The organism is Devosia sp. A369 (genome assembly GCF_054489345.1).
This window is the reverse complement of the sequence record NZ_JBTMWV010000003.1, coordinates 15,001-29,929: the sequence shown is the minus strand read 5'-3', so window position 1 is coordinate 29,929 and position 14,929 is coordinate 15,001. Positions and strand designations below refer to the sequence as shown.

9 protein-coding genes are annotated in these 14,929 nt (G+C 63.7%); 8 read left to right on the top strand and 1 reads right to left on the bottom strand.

Translation table 11 applies throughout. The features are described from left to right. The first annotated feature begins 15 nt into the window (after positions 1–15). The 8 genes from ACX3OZ_RS05345 (at position 16) to ACX3OZ_RS05310 (ending at position 11,771) form a co-directional block, all read left to right on the top strand. A complete protein-coding gene (locus tag ACX3OZ_RS05345) occupies positions 16–1,281 on the top strand; it encodes an aspartate kinase (protein ID WP_459093746.1) in 1,266 nt (421 codons plus the stop codon). 71 nt (positions 1,282–1,352) lie between these two features. Continuing rightward, positions 1,353–3,620 (top strand): phosphoenolpyruvate--protein phosphotransferase, encoded by a 2,268-nt coding sequence (gene ptsP / locus ACX3OZ_RS05340; RefSeq protein ID WP_459093745.1) that lies wholly within the window; start codon positions 1,353–1,355, stop codon positions 3,618–3,620. 200 nt (positions 3,621–3,820) lie between these two features. Continuing rightward, positions 3,821–4,897 carry a peptide chain release factor 1 gene (gene prfA / locus ACX3OZ_RS05335; RefSeq protein ID WP_459093744.1) on the top strand — a complete coding sequence of 359 codons (1,077 nt, stop codon included), beginning with the start codon at positions 3,821–3,823 and terminating at the stop codon, positions 4,895–4,897. Next, entirely contained in the window at positions 4,894–5,856 is a 963-nt protein-coding gene (locus ACX3OZ_RS05330) for a N5-glutamine methyltransferase family protein (RefSeq protein ID WP_459094776.1), read from the top strand. Before prfA ends, ACX3OZ_RS05330 begins: the two co-directional genes overlap by 4 nt. A gap of 347 nt (positions 5,857–6,203) precedes the next feature. Beyond that, positions 6,204–6,950, top strand: coding sequence for a DUF4167 domain-containing protein (locus ACX3OZ_RS05325; RefSeq protein ID WP_459103972.1), 747 nt, complete (start codon positions 6,204–6,206; stop codon positions 6,948–6,950). Between the two features lie 218 nt (positions 6,951–7,168). Beyond that, complete coding sequence (clpB, locus tag ACX3OZ_RS05320; protein ID WP_459093742.1) at positions 7,169–9,772, top strand: ATP-dependent chaperone ClpB; 2,604 nt, start codon at positions 7,169–7,171, stop codon at positions 9,770–9,772. Between the two features lie 142 nt (positions 9,773–9,914). After that, entirely contained in the window at positions 9,915–10,253 is a 339-nt protein-coding gene (locus ACX3OZ_RS05315; RefSeq protein WP_459093741.1) for a VOC family protein, read from the top strand. A 30-nt stretch (positions 10,254–10,283) separates the two neighbouring features. Beyond that, on the top strand, positions 10,284–11,771 hold the full coding sequence (locus tag ACX3OZ_RS05310) for an MFS transporter (protein ID WP_459093740.1): 1,488 nt from the start codon (positions 10,284–10,286) through the stop codon (positions 11,769–11,771). Positions 11,772–12,380: 609 nt separating this feature from the next. Here the strand turns inward: ACX3OZ_RS05310 and ACX3OZ_RS05305 are convergent. Next, positions 12,381–14,360, bottom strand: a complete 1,980-nt coding sequence (locus tag ACX3OZ_RS05305; protein WP_459093739.1) for a M23 family metallopeptidase — start codon at positions 14,358–14,360, stop codon at positions 12,381–12,383. Positions 14,361–14,929: the final 569 nt, after the last annotated feature.

Here is a 14,929-nt window from a genome sequence, read left to right as displayed (position 1 = left end):
AGTCCGGGGAAGCAATTGGCCCGTATCGTCGTCAAGTTCGGGGGCACTTCGGTTGCCAGCATCGAACGTATCCGCCAGTCCGCGCGGCATGTGAAGCGCGAAGTCGAAGCCGGCAACCAGGTGGTTGTCGTGGTTTCGGCCATGTCGGGCAAAACCAATGAACTGGTCGGCTGGGTCAATGAAGCCAGTCCGCTGCATGACGCCCGCGAATATGACGCCGTCGTGGCGTCGGGCGAGCAGGTGACAGCCGGGCTGATGGCCATCGTGCTCAGCGAGATGGGCATCCAGTCACGCTCGTTTTCGGGCTGGCAGGTGCCGATCAAGACCGATGGCGCGCATGGCGCGGCGCGGATCACCGAAATCGATCCGACCGAACTCAACAAGCGGCTCAATGATGGCTGGGTGCCGGTGATCACCGGCTTCCAGGGCATTTCCCCCAGTGGCCGGGTGACGACGCTGGGTCGCGGTGGTTCGGATACGTCGGCGGTGGCGGTGGCGGCCTCGATCAAGGCCGACCGTTGCGATATCTATACCGATGTGGACGGCGTTTACACGACCGACCCGCGTATCGTGAGCAAGGCGCAGCGCATGACCCGGATTTCCTTTGAGGAAATGCTGGAAATGGCCTCGCTCGGCGCCAAGGTGCTGATGATCCGCTCGGTCGAGATGGCGATGGCCTATAAGGTGCCGCTGGTGGTGCGCTCGAGTTTTGACGACCCCGATGCGCCGCAGGTGGCGCCTGACGGAACGCCGGGTGTGCCCGGTACATTGGTTTGCGATGAGGATGAGATCGTGGAAAAGCAGATCGTTTCGGGCGTGACGCTCGCCAAGGCAGAAGCCAAGATCACCCTGCGCGACGTCAAGGACAATCCGGGTGTCGCGGCGGCCATTTTCGGCACGCTGGCCGATCAGGGCATTATCGTCGACATGATCGTGCAGAATATTGCCGATGATGGCGCCACCACCGACATCACATTTACGGTACCGGACAGCGAGTATGACCGGGCCATCAAGACGCTGGAAGATGCCGGCAGCCGCATCGAATATGCGCGCATCAGCGGCTCCAAGGGCGGGGCAAAGGTCTCGGTTGTGGGCGTGGGCATGCGCAGCCATGCGGGTGTCGCCTCCTCGATGTTCAAGGCGCTGGCCGACAAGGGCATCAACATCCAGTTGATCACCACTTCGGAAATCAAGACCTCGGTGTTGATCGACGAGCAATATGCCGAGCTTGCGGTTCGCGCCCTCCATACTTATTACGGGTTGGACAAGAAGGACGCCTGAGCCCCGCCAAGGGGGGAGTGGGCCGCGTCCTCGACAAAGGGGGGCGGCTTGCGGGCCGTCTATAGAGGCAGATGGCCATGACCATAGGCGGCCCACGGGTGCTGCTGCGGCAATTGCGCGAGACGATGGCGGAGCCGCTGGCTTCGCAGGCCCGACTCGACAAGATCGTAGGCCTGATCGCTGACAATATGCGGGCCGATGTCTGCTCGTTCTATGTGCTGCGTGACGATGGCGCGCTCGAGCTGTTCGCCACCAAGGGGCTGGCCGCCGAATCGGTGCATATGACCACGCTGCGGCTGGGTGAGGGCCTGGTCGGGCTGATCGCGGCCGAAGCCGAGCCGCTCAGCCTTGACGATGCGCCCAACCATCCCGGCTTTGCCTATCGCCCGGAAACCGGCGAAGAGCGCTATAATTCCTTCCTCGGCGTGCCGGTGCTGCGGGCTGGCCAGACGCTGGGCGTGCTGGTGGTGCAGAATGCCGAGCGCCGGCATTATGGCGAGGATGAAACCGAGGCGATGCTGACTACGGCCACAATTCTGGCTGAGATGATCGCCACCTCGGATTTCGACAATCTGATCAAGCCGGGGTCCGATATCGACCTCAGGCGGCCTCGCATGTTCACCGGCGTCAGTTTTACCGATGGCATCGCTTTGGGCACGGTGGTGCTGCATGATCCGCGCGTCGTGGTGTCCAATTTCATCGCCGAGGATACCGACGCGGAAAAGCTGCGGCTGGAAGCGGCGCTGGAAAAGATGCGCGTCTCCATCGACGCCATGCTCGACCATGGCGACATGGTGGGTGGCACCGATCATCGGGAAATTCTCGAAACTTATCGCATGTTCGCCAATGACCGGGGCTGGGTGCACCGGCTGACCGAAGCCATCGACAATGGCTTGTCGGCGGAAGCGGCGGTCGAGCGGGTGCAGAACGATACCCGCGCGCGGATGATGCGCCAGACGGATCCCTATATCCGCGACCGGCTGCATGATCTCGACGATCTGGCCAATCGGCTGTTGCGGGTGCTGACCGGCAATGGCGGGGCCATCGGGCGCAAGAACCTGCCCGACAATGCCATTCTGGTGGCCCGCAATATGGGGCCGGCGGAACTGCTGGAATATGACCGCACCAAGCTGCGCGGCATCGTGCTCGAAGAGGGCGGCACCACGGCGCATGTGGCCATCGTGGCGCGTTCGCTGGGCATGGTGGCGGTGGGGCAGGCCGAATCAATCGTCTCGATGTCCGAGAGCGGCGACAACATCATTCTCGACGGCGCGGCCGGGGTGGTGCATTTGCGGCCAACGCCCGAGATTGAACAGAGCTATGTCGACAAGGTGCGGGTCTCGGCCAAGCGCCGGGCGCATTACGCCGCGCTCAAGGACAAGCCCTCCATCACCAAGGATGGCGTCAATATCACCCTGCTGCATAATTCGGGGCTGGTGGCCGATCTGCCGATGCTGGACGATACCGGCGCCGCCGGGGTCGGGCTGTTCCGCACCGAATTGCAGTTCATGATTGCCAGCAAGTTGCCCAAGCTGGGCGAGCAGATGGAGCTCTATGCCGAGGCCATGGCGATTGCCGGCGACCGGCCGGTGGTGTTCCGCCTGCTCGATATCGGCGGCGACAAGGTGCTGCCCTACCAGCGTTCAACGACCGAGGAAAACCCGGCCATGGGGTTCCGCTCGATCCGGCTGGGGCTGGAACGGCCGGGGCTGCTGCGCACGCAGATCAGGGCGCTGCTGATGGCGGCCAATGGAAGGCCGCTGAAGATTCTGGTGCCGATGGTCACCGAGACCTTTGAATTCACCCAGACCAAGATGGTGGTGCAGAAGGAAGTCGAGCGGCAGCGCCGCGCCGGCAAGCCACTGCCGAGCCGGCTCGAACTGGGGGTGATGGTGGAAGTGCCCTCGCTGCTGTTCGAACTGGATCAGTTGCTGCCGCAGGCCGATTTCGTTTCCATCGGCTCCAACGATCTGGTGCAGTTCCTTACCGCTTCGGATCGCGCCAATCCGCGCGTCGCCAAGACCTATGATCCCATCGGCATGCCGCGCCTGCGCGCCATCCGCCTCGTGGTCGATGCGGCGCGGCGCTATAATGTGCCGATCACCATGTGCGGCGAGTTGGCGGGCAAGCCGCTCGAAGCGCTGGCGCTGATGGCGATCGGAATGACACGGCTGTCGATGGGGCCGGCCTCGATCGGGCCGATCAAGGAACTGGTGCTCAATCTCGATCTCAAGCCGATCCAGCTCGCCGTGGGCGCTGCCCTCAGCGATGGCGCGGATGGCGTGACGATCCGGCAGCTGCTGCAAGAGTGGATCGAAAAGCAGAATTTGCCGGTTTGAGATGGGCGTTGCCTAAAGCTGAATCGTCACCCTCGGGCTTGACCCGAGGGCACTACACTTGGCGGTCATTCCCAAAGTACAGAGCCCTCGGGTCAAGCCCGAGGGTGACGATCTGTGGGAGGGCGATATCATGCCAACCCTTGCGATCTGTCCGCGATATCCCTAAAGCGTGCCTGCTCCAGACTTGAAAGACCCGACCCATGGCATCTCTTCCCCAGGACAAGCTCGACGCGCTCGAGACGCGGTTTCAGTATGTCGAAGCGGCTTTGTCGGGCGGGGCGGGGCCGGATGAGTTCGTCAAATTCTCCAAGGAACATGCCGAGCTGGCGCCCATCGTCGGCGAGATCCGCGCCTATAACAAGGCGCTGAGCGACCGGGCCGAAGCCGAGGCGCTGCTCAAGAGCGGCGACAAGGAAATGGCCGAAATGGCCGAGGCCGAAATCGAGGAACTCGACGAAAAGCTCGAGGATCTGTTCCAGGCGGTCCGCGTCCTGCTGCTGCCCAAGGACGAAGCCGACGAAAAGTCGATCATTCTCGAAATCCGCGGCGGCACCGGCGGCGATGAAGCAGCTTTGTTCGCCGGCGACCTGTTCCGCATGTATGAGCGCTATGCCGCCAACCATGGCTGGAAGGTTTCCATCATGGAAGAAAGCGCCGGCGAAATGGGCGGCTTCAAAGAAATCATCGCCAATATCTCCGGCAAGGGCGTCTATGCGCGGCTGAAATTCGAGAGCGGTGTGCATCGGGTGCAGCGGGTTCCCGAGACTGAAGGGTCGGGCCGCATTCACACTTCGGCGGCCACCGTGGCGGTGCTGCCGGAAGTGGAAGACATCGACATCGAAATCCGCAACGAAGATATCCGCATCGACACGATGCGGGCGTCGGGCGCCGGCGGCCAGCACGTCAACACCACCGACTCGGCGGTACGCATCACCCATATTCCGTCTGGTCTGGTCGTGACCTCGGCGATGAAGAGCCAGCACCAGAACCGGGCGCAGGCGATGATCGTGCTGCGCTCGCGGCTCTATGAAATGCAGCGCGAGGAGCGCGACAGCGCCCGTTCGGCCGAGCGCAAGGGGCAGGTCGGCTCGGGCGACCGCTCGGAACGCATCCGCACCTATAATTTCCCGCAGGGCCGGGTGACCGACCACCGCATCAATCTGACGCTGTATAAGCTCGACAAGGTGATTGCCGGCGAAGCGCTGGATGAGCTGATCGAGGCGCTGATCACCACCAGCCAGGCCGAACAGCTGGCGGCGCTGGAGACGGGTAACTGAGCCTGTCGCCAACTATCGGTGCGCTGTGGCGGGGCTGGCGCGATGTGCTTGGCCGGCAGGGTTTCGAGAGCGCCGCGCGTGACGCCAAATTGCTGACCGGCCACGCGTTGGGGCTGAGTGCGCTGGAACTGGCGACGAGGGAGAATGAGCCGGTTGATGACGCGGCGGCCATGCGGGTGGCCGAACTACTGCAGCGCCGCATGACCGGCGAGTCGGTGGCGCGCATCATTGGCGAACGCGAATTTTACGGCCTGGGTTTCAGCCTCAACAGCGCCACGCTGGAGCCACGGCCGGAGACGGAATTGCTGGTCGAACTGGCGCTCGGCGCGCTGCCGGCCGGTGGTCGCCTGCTCGATATGGGTACCGGGACGGGCTGCATTCCGATTGCCGTGTTGGCCAGCCAGAGCGATGCGAGCGCGGTGGCGACGGATCTCAGCGCCGAGGCGCTGGACGCGGCGCGGGCCAATGCCAAGCGGCATGCGGTGTCGGAGCGGATTGCGTTTCGGCAGGGCAGCTGGTTTGAGGCGCTGACTCCCTCTCCCCTGAGGGGAGAGGGTTGGGGTGAGGGGTTCACCCTCTCGGCTCAAGCCCAAAATCTGAACCCCTCACCCGACCCCACGGGTCGACCTCTCCCCTCAGGGGAGAGGTGGGGTTTCGATGTCATCACCTCCAACCCACCTTACATCACCTCTTCTATCGTCGAGACCCTTGCCCCCGAAGTGCGCGATTTCGATCCGCGTCTGGCGCTGGATGGCGGGCCGGATGGGCTGGCGCCGTATCGCGTCATTGCCAGTGAGGCGCAGCATTGGCTCACGCCCGATGGGCGGGTGCTGGTCGAGATCGGCTATGATCAGGGCGCCAGCGTCAGCGCATTGTTTCTCGAGGCCGGCTTTGAGGCGGTGACGGTGCATCGTGACCTCAATCGGCTTGACCGTGTGGTCGAGGCGCACCATCTATAGGGTATTCGTCGGTGCTGCGGTGGACATCGCGCAATTAATGCTGGCAAATCCGCCGCGAACGTTATAGTTTGACTGTGCTGTCAACGGCGCTTCATGAGCGCCACGGCGACAAGCCACCCGACAATCCCCCAGGCTGCATAGGCAGCGCGGTTCCGGCAGAGCTGGAACGACGCGGGACAGGTTCGGAACTTGGTGCTGCCGCCGGATGACGGTTTCGGTCTTCATGAAGCCAGATAGAGCCCCATGCCCGAAGCGGAATGCTTCGCCAGGGACTGGCCCGACCAGGCAGCAAGCCGGCCCGCCAGCAGTGTGACGCTTATTTTTCTAGAGTTAGATAAAGCGACCAGATGAGACCCAACAACCAGAATAACAAGAACCGGCAGCGCAGCCGTAATGGTGGGCGCAAGCACGTTAATCCGTTGTCCCGCAATTTTGAGAGCAACGGTCCTGACGTGAAGGTGCGCGGCAATGCCGCCCACGTCGCCGAGAAATATCTGCAGCTGGCGCGCGATGCGCAATCGAGCGGTGACTCGGTGATGGCGGAGAACTATCTCCAGCACGCCGAACATTATTTCCGCATCGTCTCCAGCGCCCAGCAGGCCCAGAGCGGCATTCGCCCTGAAGGCCAGGACGACGCTGATTTCGATGACGATATGCCCGAGATGAACTCGCGCTTCTCGTCGCCGCAGCCCCAGCCGCAGCAGCAATATGTGCAGGGTGATGGCGATGAGCAGGGCGAAGGTGAGCAGCCGCAACAGCAGCAGCAGCCCCGCGAACCGCGCCCGTCGCGTGAGCGCCCGGAAGGCGAACGCCAGCAGCGCCGCGAGCGGCCTGAGCGTCAGCCGCGCCCCGAGCGGGTTGAAGGCGAAGCCGCTGCTGCCGTCGTCGAGGCTGCGCCGGTCGAGGCCAGCGCCGAGGCGCCTGCCGTCGAGGCTGTGGCCGAAGAGGGCGAAGCCCGCAAGCCACGCGAGCGTCGGCCCCGTCGTCGCCGCCCAGCAGGTGGTGATGGCGGCGATCTCGCCGGGGCGGATCAGCCCGATGTCGGCGAATTGCCGGCCTTCCTGACCGCCGGCACCACGAGTGCTGCGGAATAAGATTTAAAGAGGCCGGGCAGCAATGTCCGGCCTTTTTCTTGGGGCCTGCCCGAGCCGATGCGGATGTGGCGGCGCGCCCCTTTATCCTCCAGGATCACTCCCCATATAGCTCTGTGATGGAGCCGTGCCGCCAGGTCGGGCGTTCCATCATTCGACGCTTCCGCCGTGTGCTTTGGTGCCTTGATGGGCCGGGCCGAGGGCGAGATCAGGAGAGTTGCATGAATATCGAGAAATATACCGAGCGGGCGCGCGGCTTTATCCAGAGTGCGCAGACCTACGCCCTGGGCAAGGGCCATCAGCAATTTGCGCCGATCCATCTGCTCAAGGTGCTGCTGGACGATGATCAGGGCATGGCCAATGGCTTGATCGAACGCGCCGGGGGCGACCCCAAGGGCGCGCGCGCAGCCGTCGAGGCAGCGCTGAACAAAATTCCGTCCGTATCCGGCGACGGTTCGCAGCTTTATCTGAGCCGCGAATTGGCGCGGGTGTTCGACACCGCCGAAAGCGCGGCGCAGAAGGCCGGCGACTCGTTTGTCACCGTCGAGCGCTTGCTGCTGGCCTTGGTGGTCGAGAAGGATAGTGACGCGGGCAAAATCCTGTCGTCGTCCGGGGTGACGCCGCAGACGCTGAACGCCGCAATCGAGGCGATCCGCAAGGGCCGCACTGCTGATTCCGCCTCGGCCGAGAACAGCTATGACGCGCTGAAGAAATATGCGCGCGACCTGACCCAGGATGTGCGCGAGGGCAAGCTTGATCCGGTGATCGGCCGCGACGAGGAAATCCGCCGCACCATCCAGGTGCTGAGCCGGCGCACCAAGAACAACCCGGTACTGATCGGCGAACCCGGCGTTGGCAAGACCGCCATCGCCGAGGGGCTGGCGATCCGTATCGTCAATGGCGACGTGCCGGAATCGCTGAAGAACAAGGCGCTGCTGTCGCTCGACATGGGCAGCTTGATTGCCGGCGCGAAATATCGTGGTGAGTTCGAAGAGCGGCTGAAAGCCGTGCTGAGCGAAGTCACCGCCGCCGAGGGGCAGATCATCCTGTTCATCGACGAGATGCACACACTGGTCGGCGCCGGCAAGGCGGATGGCGCGATGGACGCGTCCAATCTGCTCAAGCCCGCTTTGGCGCGCGGTGAGCTGCATTGCGTTGGCGCGACGACGCTGGATGAATATCGCAAGCATGTGGAAAAGGACGCGGCTTTGGCGCGGCGGTTCCAGCCGGTATTTGTCGATGAGCCGACGGTGGAAGATACGATTTCGATCCTGCGCGGGCTCAAGGAAAAATACGAGCTGCATCATGGCATTCGGATTTCCGACTCGGCGCTGGTGAGTGCGGCGACGCTGTCGAGCCGCTACATCACCGACCGCTTCCTGCCCGACAAGGCCATCGATCTGATGGACGAAGCGGCGGCGCGGCTGCGCATGGCCGTCGACTCCAAGCCCGAAGCGCTGGACGAACTTGATCGCCGCATCATGCAGCTCAAGATCGAGCGCGAGGCGCTGCGCAAGGAAGATGATGACGGCTCCAAGACCAGGCTCGACCGGCTGGAGAATGAACTGGCGACGCTCGAAGAGCAGGCGCAGGTGATGTCGGCCAAGTGGCTGGCGGAAAAGGAACGCCTGCAGGGCAGCCAGAAGCTCAAGGAAGAGCTGGATGCGGCGCGCAGTCAGCTGGAAATCGCGCAGCGCCAGGGCGATCTGGCCAAGGCCGGCGAGCTGGCCTATGGCGTCATTCCCGATCTGGAAAAGCGCATCAAATCGGCGGAAACCAATGGCGTCGATGGCGCCGATCCGGTGATGGCGGCCGAAGTGGTGACGCCCAGCGATATCGCTGGTGTGGTCAGCCGCTGGACCGGCATTCCGGTGGATCGGATGCTCGAAGGCGAGCGCGAAAAGCTGCTCAAGATGGAAGAGGCGCTGGGCGCCCGGGTGATCGGCCAGTCCGAAGCGGTGGCGGCGGTGGCCAAGGCCGTGCGCCGGTCGCGGGCCGGCTTGCAGGACCCGCATCGCCCGATCGGCTCGTTCATGTTCCTCGGGCCGACCGGCGTCGGCAAGACCGAGCTGACCAAGACGCTGGCCCAGTTCCTGTTCGATGACGAGACCGCCATGGTGCGGCTCGACATGAGCGAGTTCATGGAAAAGCACTCGGTGGCCCGGCTGATCGGCGCGCCTCCGGGCTATGTCGGCTATGACGAAGGCGGCGTGTTGACCGAAGCGGTGCGGCGCCGGCCCTATCAGGTGGTGCTGTTCGACGAAATCGAGAAGGCGCATCCGGACGTGTTCAACGTCTTGTTGCAGGTGCTCGATGACGGGCGGCTGACCGACGGGCAGGGGCGGACGGTGGATTTCCGCAATACGGTGATCATCCTGACCTCCAATCTGGGCTCGGAATATCTGGTCGACCTCAAGGACGGCGAGTCGGTGGAGCTGGTGCGCGGCAAGGTGCTCGACATGGTGAAAGCCGCGTTCCGCCCGGAATTTCTCAACCGCGTCGACGAGATCCTGCTGTTCCACCGGTTGGGCCGCGAGCATATGGGCTCCATCGTCGATATCCAGTTCGGGCGGTTGCAGCAGCTGCTCAAGGATCGCGAGATCACGCTTGAGCTGACGCCGCGGGCCCGCGAGTGGCTGGGCAATGAAGGCTATGATCCGGCCTATGGCGCCCGCCCGTTGAAGCGGGTGATCCAGCGCCATGTGCAGGACGGGTTGGCTGATGAAATCCTCAGCGGCCAGGTGACCGACGGCAGCCGGGTGGTGATCGATGCCAATGACGATGGCATCGTGCTGCTGCCGGGCGGGGTCGCGGAAGCCGCGTAAATCGACAAAGGGCCGGTCGCAAGATCGGCCCTTTTTTCTGGCAGCAAGCTGCCGGTTTGCTGCCAGCATGCTGGCATTTTTCTTGCGGTTTTCATGCGGTTTGATTTAGAACAAAGAGCGAACAATAATTTGGAGCAGACCGATGGCTGACAAGATCGACTATGTGGAATTCCCCTCGACCAATCGGGCGGCGAGCAGCGCGTTTTTTCAGGCGGCTTTCGGCTGGGGCATTGTCAGTTACGGACCCGACTATGATGGGCTGAGCGACGCCGGCATCGATGGCGGGGTGGATCAGGCTTCAGGCAAGGTTGCCGCGACCATGGCCATCGTGCGGACCGATGATCTCGATGATGCCGAGCGGCGCGTCTTGGCGGCGGGCGGGGTGATTACTCAGGCGCAGTTCGATTTTCCCGGCGGCAGGCGGTTTCATTTTCGCGAGCCGGGTGGAAACGAGATGGCGGTGTGGACAGCGCGGGAATAGGCTAACGCCAAATCGAGCCCCGGACCCGTCATGACCCAGGATATCGCCGCCCCGCAAAGCCGCATTTTCGTGCTGGTGGCGGCGATTCTGGCGTCGAGCATGGGTTTCATCGACGGCTCGGTGATTTCCATCGCCATTCCGGCCATTCGGGCCAATCTCGGCGCGACGCTGGCCGACGCGCAATGGGTGAGCAATGGCTATCTGCTGTTCCTGTCGGCGCTGATCCTGCTGGGCGGCGCGGCGGGCGACCGTTTTGGCCTGCGCAAGATATTTGGCCTCGGCATTGCAGTGTTTGTCGCCGCCTCGATGGTCTGCGCTTTGGCGCCGACGCCGCTGGTGCTGGTGATCGCGCGGGCGGTGCAGGGCATGGGCGCCGCCTTCATGGTGCCGGGGAGTCTGGCGATTATCGCCAAGGCCTATCCGCGCGAGGAGCGGGGCTGGGCCATTGGCATCTGGGCCACGGCGGCGTCGCTGACCTCCATTGCCGGGCCGATCATTGGCGGCTTTGTGCTGACCGGATTGGGCGAGTGGAGCTGGCGGCTGGTGTTTGCCATCAACCTGCCGCTGGGTGCCGTGGCCCTGGCGCTGCTGTGGCTGAAGGTGGCGCCGGATCGTCCCGAAGCCGGGCGGCGTCTCGACGGGGTGGGCGCGATATTGGCGACTTTGGCGCTGATGGGCATTGCCTACGGGCTGACCGGCGATGGCAGCGAGAGCACGCCGCCGCTATCGCATACGATAATGTGGTGCGGTGGCGGGCTGGTGCTGGCCGTGGGCTTTCTGTTCTGGGAACGGCGGGCCAAGAGCCCGATGCTGCCGCTGCGGCTGTTCAGCGATATCGGCTTTTCCGGCGCCAATGCGCTGACCTTTGCGCTGTATTTCGCGCTGGGCGGCACCATGTTCTATCTGCCGATGACCATGATTGGCGGCTGGGGGGAAACGCCGGCCACGGTGTCGCTGGCGCTATTGCCGATGGGCGTGCTGTTGACCGCCTTGTCGTCGTTCAGCGGCAAATGGGCCGATCGGTTCGGGCCGGGGCCGCTGATTGCCTTGGGCTCGCTGCTGGTGGCGGCGGCTTTTGCGGGGTTGGGCCTGACGGCGCCGCGCCATGATGTGTGGCAGGCGGTGATGCCCTGCATTGCGCTGCTTGGCCTGGGCATGGGGCTGGTGGTGTCGCCGCTATCGACGGCGGTGATGATCTCGGTCGCCGATGGCGATACCGGCATTGCCTCGGGGGTCAATAATGCGGTGGCGCGGGTGGCCGGGCTGCTGGCGGTGGCGCTGCTGGGGGCGGTGATCGCGCCGGTGTTCGAACAGGCGCTGGGCAGTGCAGCGGAATTGCCAATCTTTTTTGGGTTACCGGCGGCGGGGCTGAGCGCGGACGAAGAGGCGCTGCGGCTGGCGGCGACTGACGCGGCGTTTGCGAGCATTGCTTACATTACGGCGGGGCTGAGCCTGGTGTCGGCGGCGGTGGCGTGGTTCACGCTGGAGCGGCGGTTGCCTGGGTCGCTTGGAGGATAGGCGCCGCGGCTCCCTCCACACCGTCACCACCCGGGTGGTCCAGGGTGGTCCGGGGATGTTGGGCTATCGCTGGATTGCCGGGACAAGCCCGGCAATGACGGTTGGCCAAATTTGGATGGGCCGTTGCAGGCATCTCAGGATGGGTCCCGGCTCAAGGCCGGGATGACATCGCGGGTGGCGCTTGGATGCGTCGATCGCCCTGACTTGTGCACCCCTCACCCTAACCCTCTCCCCTGAGGGGCGAGGGGACAGCTTTGTGCAAGTGGCACCATAGTTGTCTACCCACCGGCCAAATCCCCTCGCCCCTTCAGGGGAGAGGGTTAGGGTGAGGGGTGCAGAGGTTGGATGGGCCAATAGGGTCGCAACAATTTTAGGCCTGGGCCACCTCGAAATGACGCCGGTGGGATTTCCACACCGTCACCACCCGGCTTGTCCGGGTGGTCCAGGATGTTGGGCCAGCGCTGGATTGCCGGGACAAGCCCGGCAATGACGGTTGGCCAAATTTGGATGATTTTTGCAGGCATCTCAGGATGGGTCCCGGCTCAAGGCCGGGATGACATCGTGGGTGGGGCGGCCATGTGGCTGAAACGAGAGTAGTGGCCCGACGCCTTAAGGCGTCGGGGCTTGGGCGACGGTGACCGGGGCGGGGTCGCGGGCCATCAGGTCGTTGATCTGGGCCATGGTCTCGGCGAACTGGCCTTCATAGCGCTGGGCCAGCACATTGTCCTTGGGCAGCTTGACGCTGAGCGGATCGACCAGATTGCCGTTGATCTTGATTTCGAAATGCAGATGCGGGCCGGTCGACTGGCCGGTGGAGCCGACATAGCCGATGATCTGGCCCTGGCGCACATGGCTGCCGACGCTGAGGCCGTCGACATAGCGCGACATGTGGCCATAGGCGGTTTCGTAGCCGTTGACGTGGCTGATCTCGACCTTGTTGCCGTAGCCGGACTGCCACTTGTAATATTGGATGACGCCATCGCCGGCGGCGTAAATCGGGGTGCCGGAGGGGGCGGCCAGATCGGCGCCGGTATGCAGGCGCCGCGTCTTGAAGATGGGGTGGATGCGGTAGCCGAAGCGCGAGCGCAGCGTGCCGCCGCCTTCGAGCGGCCGGCGGGTGAGGAAGCGCTTCCCGGTTTCACCATCGGCGTCGTAAAAATCGATAACGCCGTCGCTGGTGCCGAAGCGATAGAGCTGGCGCGTCGTGCTGCCCAGCGTCAGTCCGACATAGAGCAGGTCGGTGCGACCCTCGGCATCGGGCGCGGTTTCCAGAATTTCGATGGAATCGCCGGCAGCGATCTTCTTGGTCATGTCCACTTCATAGGCGAACATGCCGATGATGCGTTCGATGGTGGGGTCGTCGAGGTCGTGCTTGCGGCCGGTTTCCCAGATCGAGCGATAGACGCTCGGCAGATTGGCGACGTTGACCTCTTCGGTGTCTTCCTCGGGGAACTCGATCTCGGCCGGGGCCAGACCGAGCACATATTGACCCTTGTCGGTCAGCGCCACGGTGGCGCGATGCACGTCGGTGTTGCTGGCGTTGTCATGCAGATAGATGCTCATGCGATAGGGAATGAGCGTCTTGGAGGTGCGCGACGGCCCGAACAGGATGCGCAGGCGCGCGCCGGCCGGCAATTCGGTGGAGGGGAAGACGTTTTGCAGCGTCGCGTCGATAGCGGCGATCATCGCATCGGTAAAGCCGTTGCGGCGCAGCACTTCGTTGAGCGCGGTGCGCTCCTTGACGGTGAGGATGCGCTCGGAGCGGCCCAGCTCGGCGTCGGCGGCCAAAGTCGTCTTGGGCATGACGGTGACGTTTTCGGCAATGCCGCCCAAGGTGCCGTTACCCGGCAGCAGGCCCAGATCGCGCACGCTCGGGCCGAGCGCGGCATAGGCCAGGGTCGGGGCCGTGGGATCTTCACTAAAGAAGGTGGCTTCCACCACGCTGCGCACATATTCGGCGGCCGACTGATCGGAGATGGCGCGCGGCGGCACGAAGGTCATCGGCATGGCGGCCAGCTGGACGGCGACCTCGCCTTCGACTTCGGCGCCATAGACGTCGGTATTGATGTCGATATTGCTGGCGGTGGCGGCGATCGGCTGGGTGGCGTTGAGAATCGCCACCGGATCGTAATTCGGCACGCCCTCGGACAATGAGGTCGGGGCGGTGGCCAGCGTGGCGCGGATGCGCACGAAGGGCTGGTTGCGGATCATGTCGCGGCCATCGACGGTCTCGCGGATCGAGGCTTCGATGATCTCGAGGTCGGAGCGGGTGGCGGTCACCGGACGCAGGCGGGAGGATTTGGCCGACAGATCGGTGGGCGTCAGCGCTTCGGTCTTGGGGCGCGACAGCTGCAGCGCTTCATAAGCGGTCGAGAAGGTGTCCTGCCCCTGGAAGGAGACATAGAGCGCGGCGCCCATCAGCAGCACGCTGGTCAGGCCGGTCATCACCGTGCCGGTCAGCCAGGCGAAACTGAGCTCGCGCCCATGGGGGATTTCACCATCGGTGGATTGCACGGTCAGCGCGGGGCAGTCTTCGAACCCGGTGGCCTTGAGCAGCGCCGCATGGCGATTTCTTTGCGCTGCGTTCAACGCCCCGTACCTTGATGTGTCATGGCTGTTTTCCTGTCCGGTCTTGCGGCCGGTTAACTCGAACCCGCGCTACGCGCTCACATACGTGCGCGGAGTCTATATCAATCCTCAGGCCGTATCTAAGCAAAATGCGGCGAAACTGCGAGTCAGGGCTGCTGGCGGCCACGGATGAGAGGAGACGGCGCACTTTTGGGCCCGGGATTGTTTGGGCGTGGGTTGGGAGAGCGGGGACGGGGCGGGTGCAGCGCGGTCCCATCCCATCCCCCCGATGTCCCCCAGGCTTTCGCCGGGATGACACTGCGTTTTGGGAGGGCTTCTATAAAGGGCACTCCAATAGGGGCGCAGAATCGGGTTTTTCGGTTGCCGGGGCCCGGAAAGCGCCGGATCTGCGGAGCCCTTGAAAAACCTGCGAAAATTCCTAAATCAGGGGTCCGGGCGCTCACCCCTGTAATCACTGGTGACTCAGTCGAGTTTTCCACATGGGCTGCGGCGAAAAAATTGGAAAATGACAGTTTTGTCGTTTTGGGGGGTTACAGCCGCAAAAATTGCCCCTATAACCCGGCTCATCG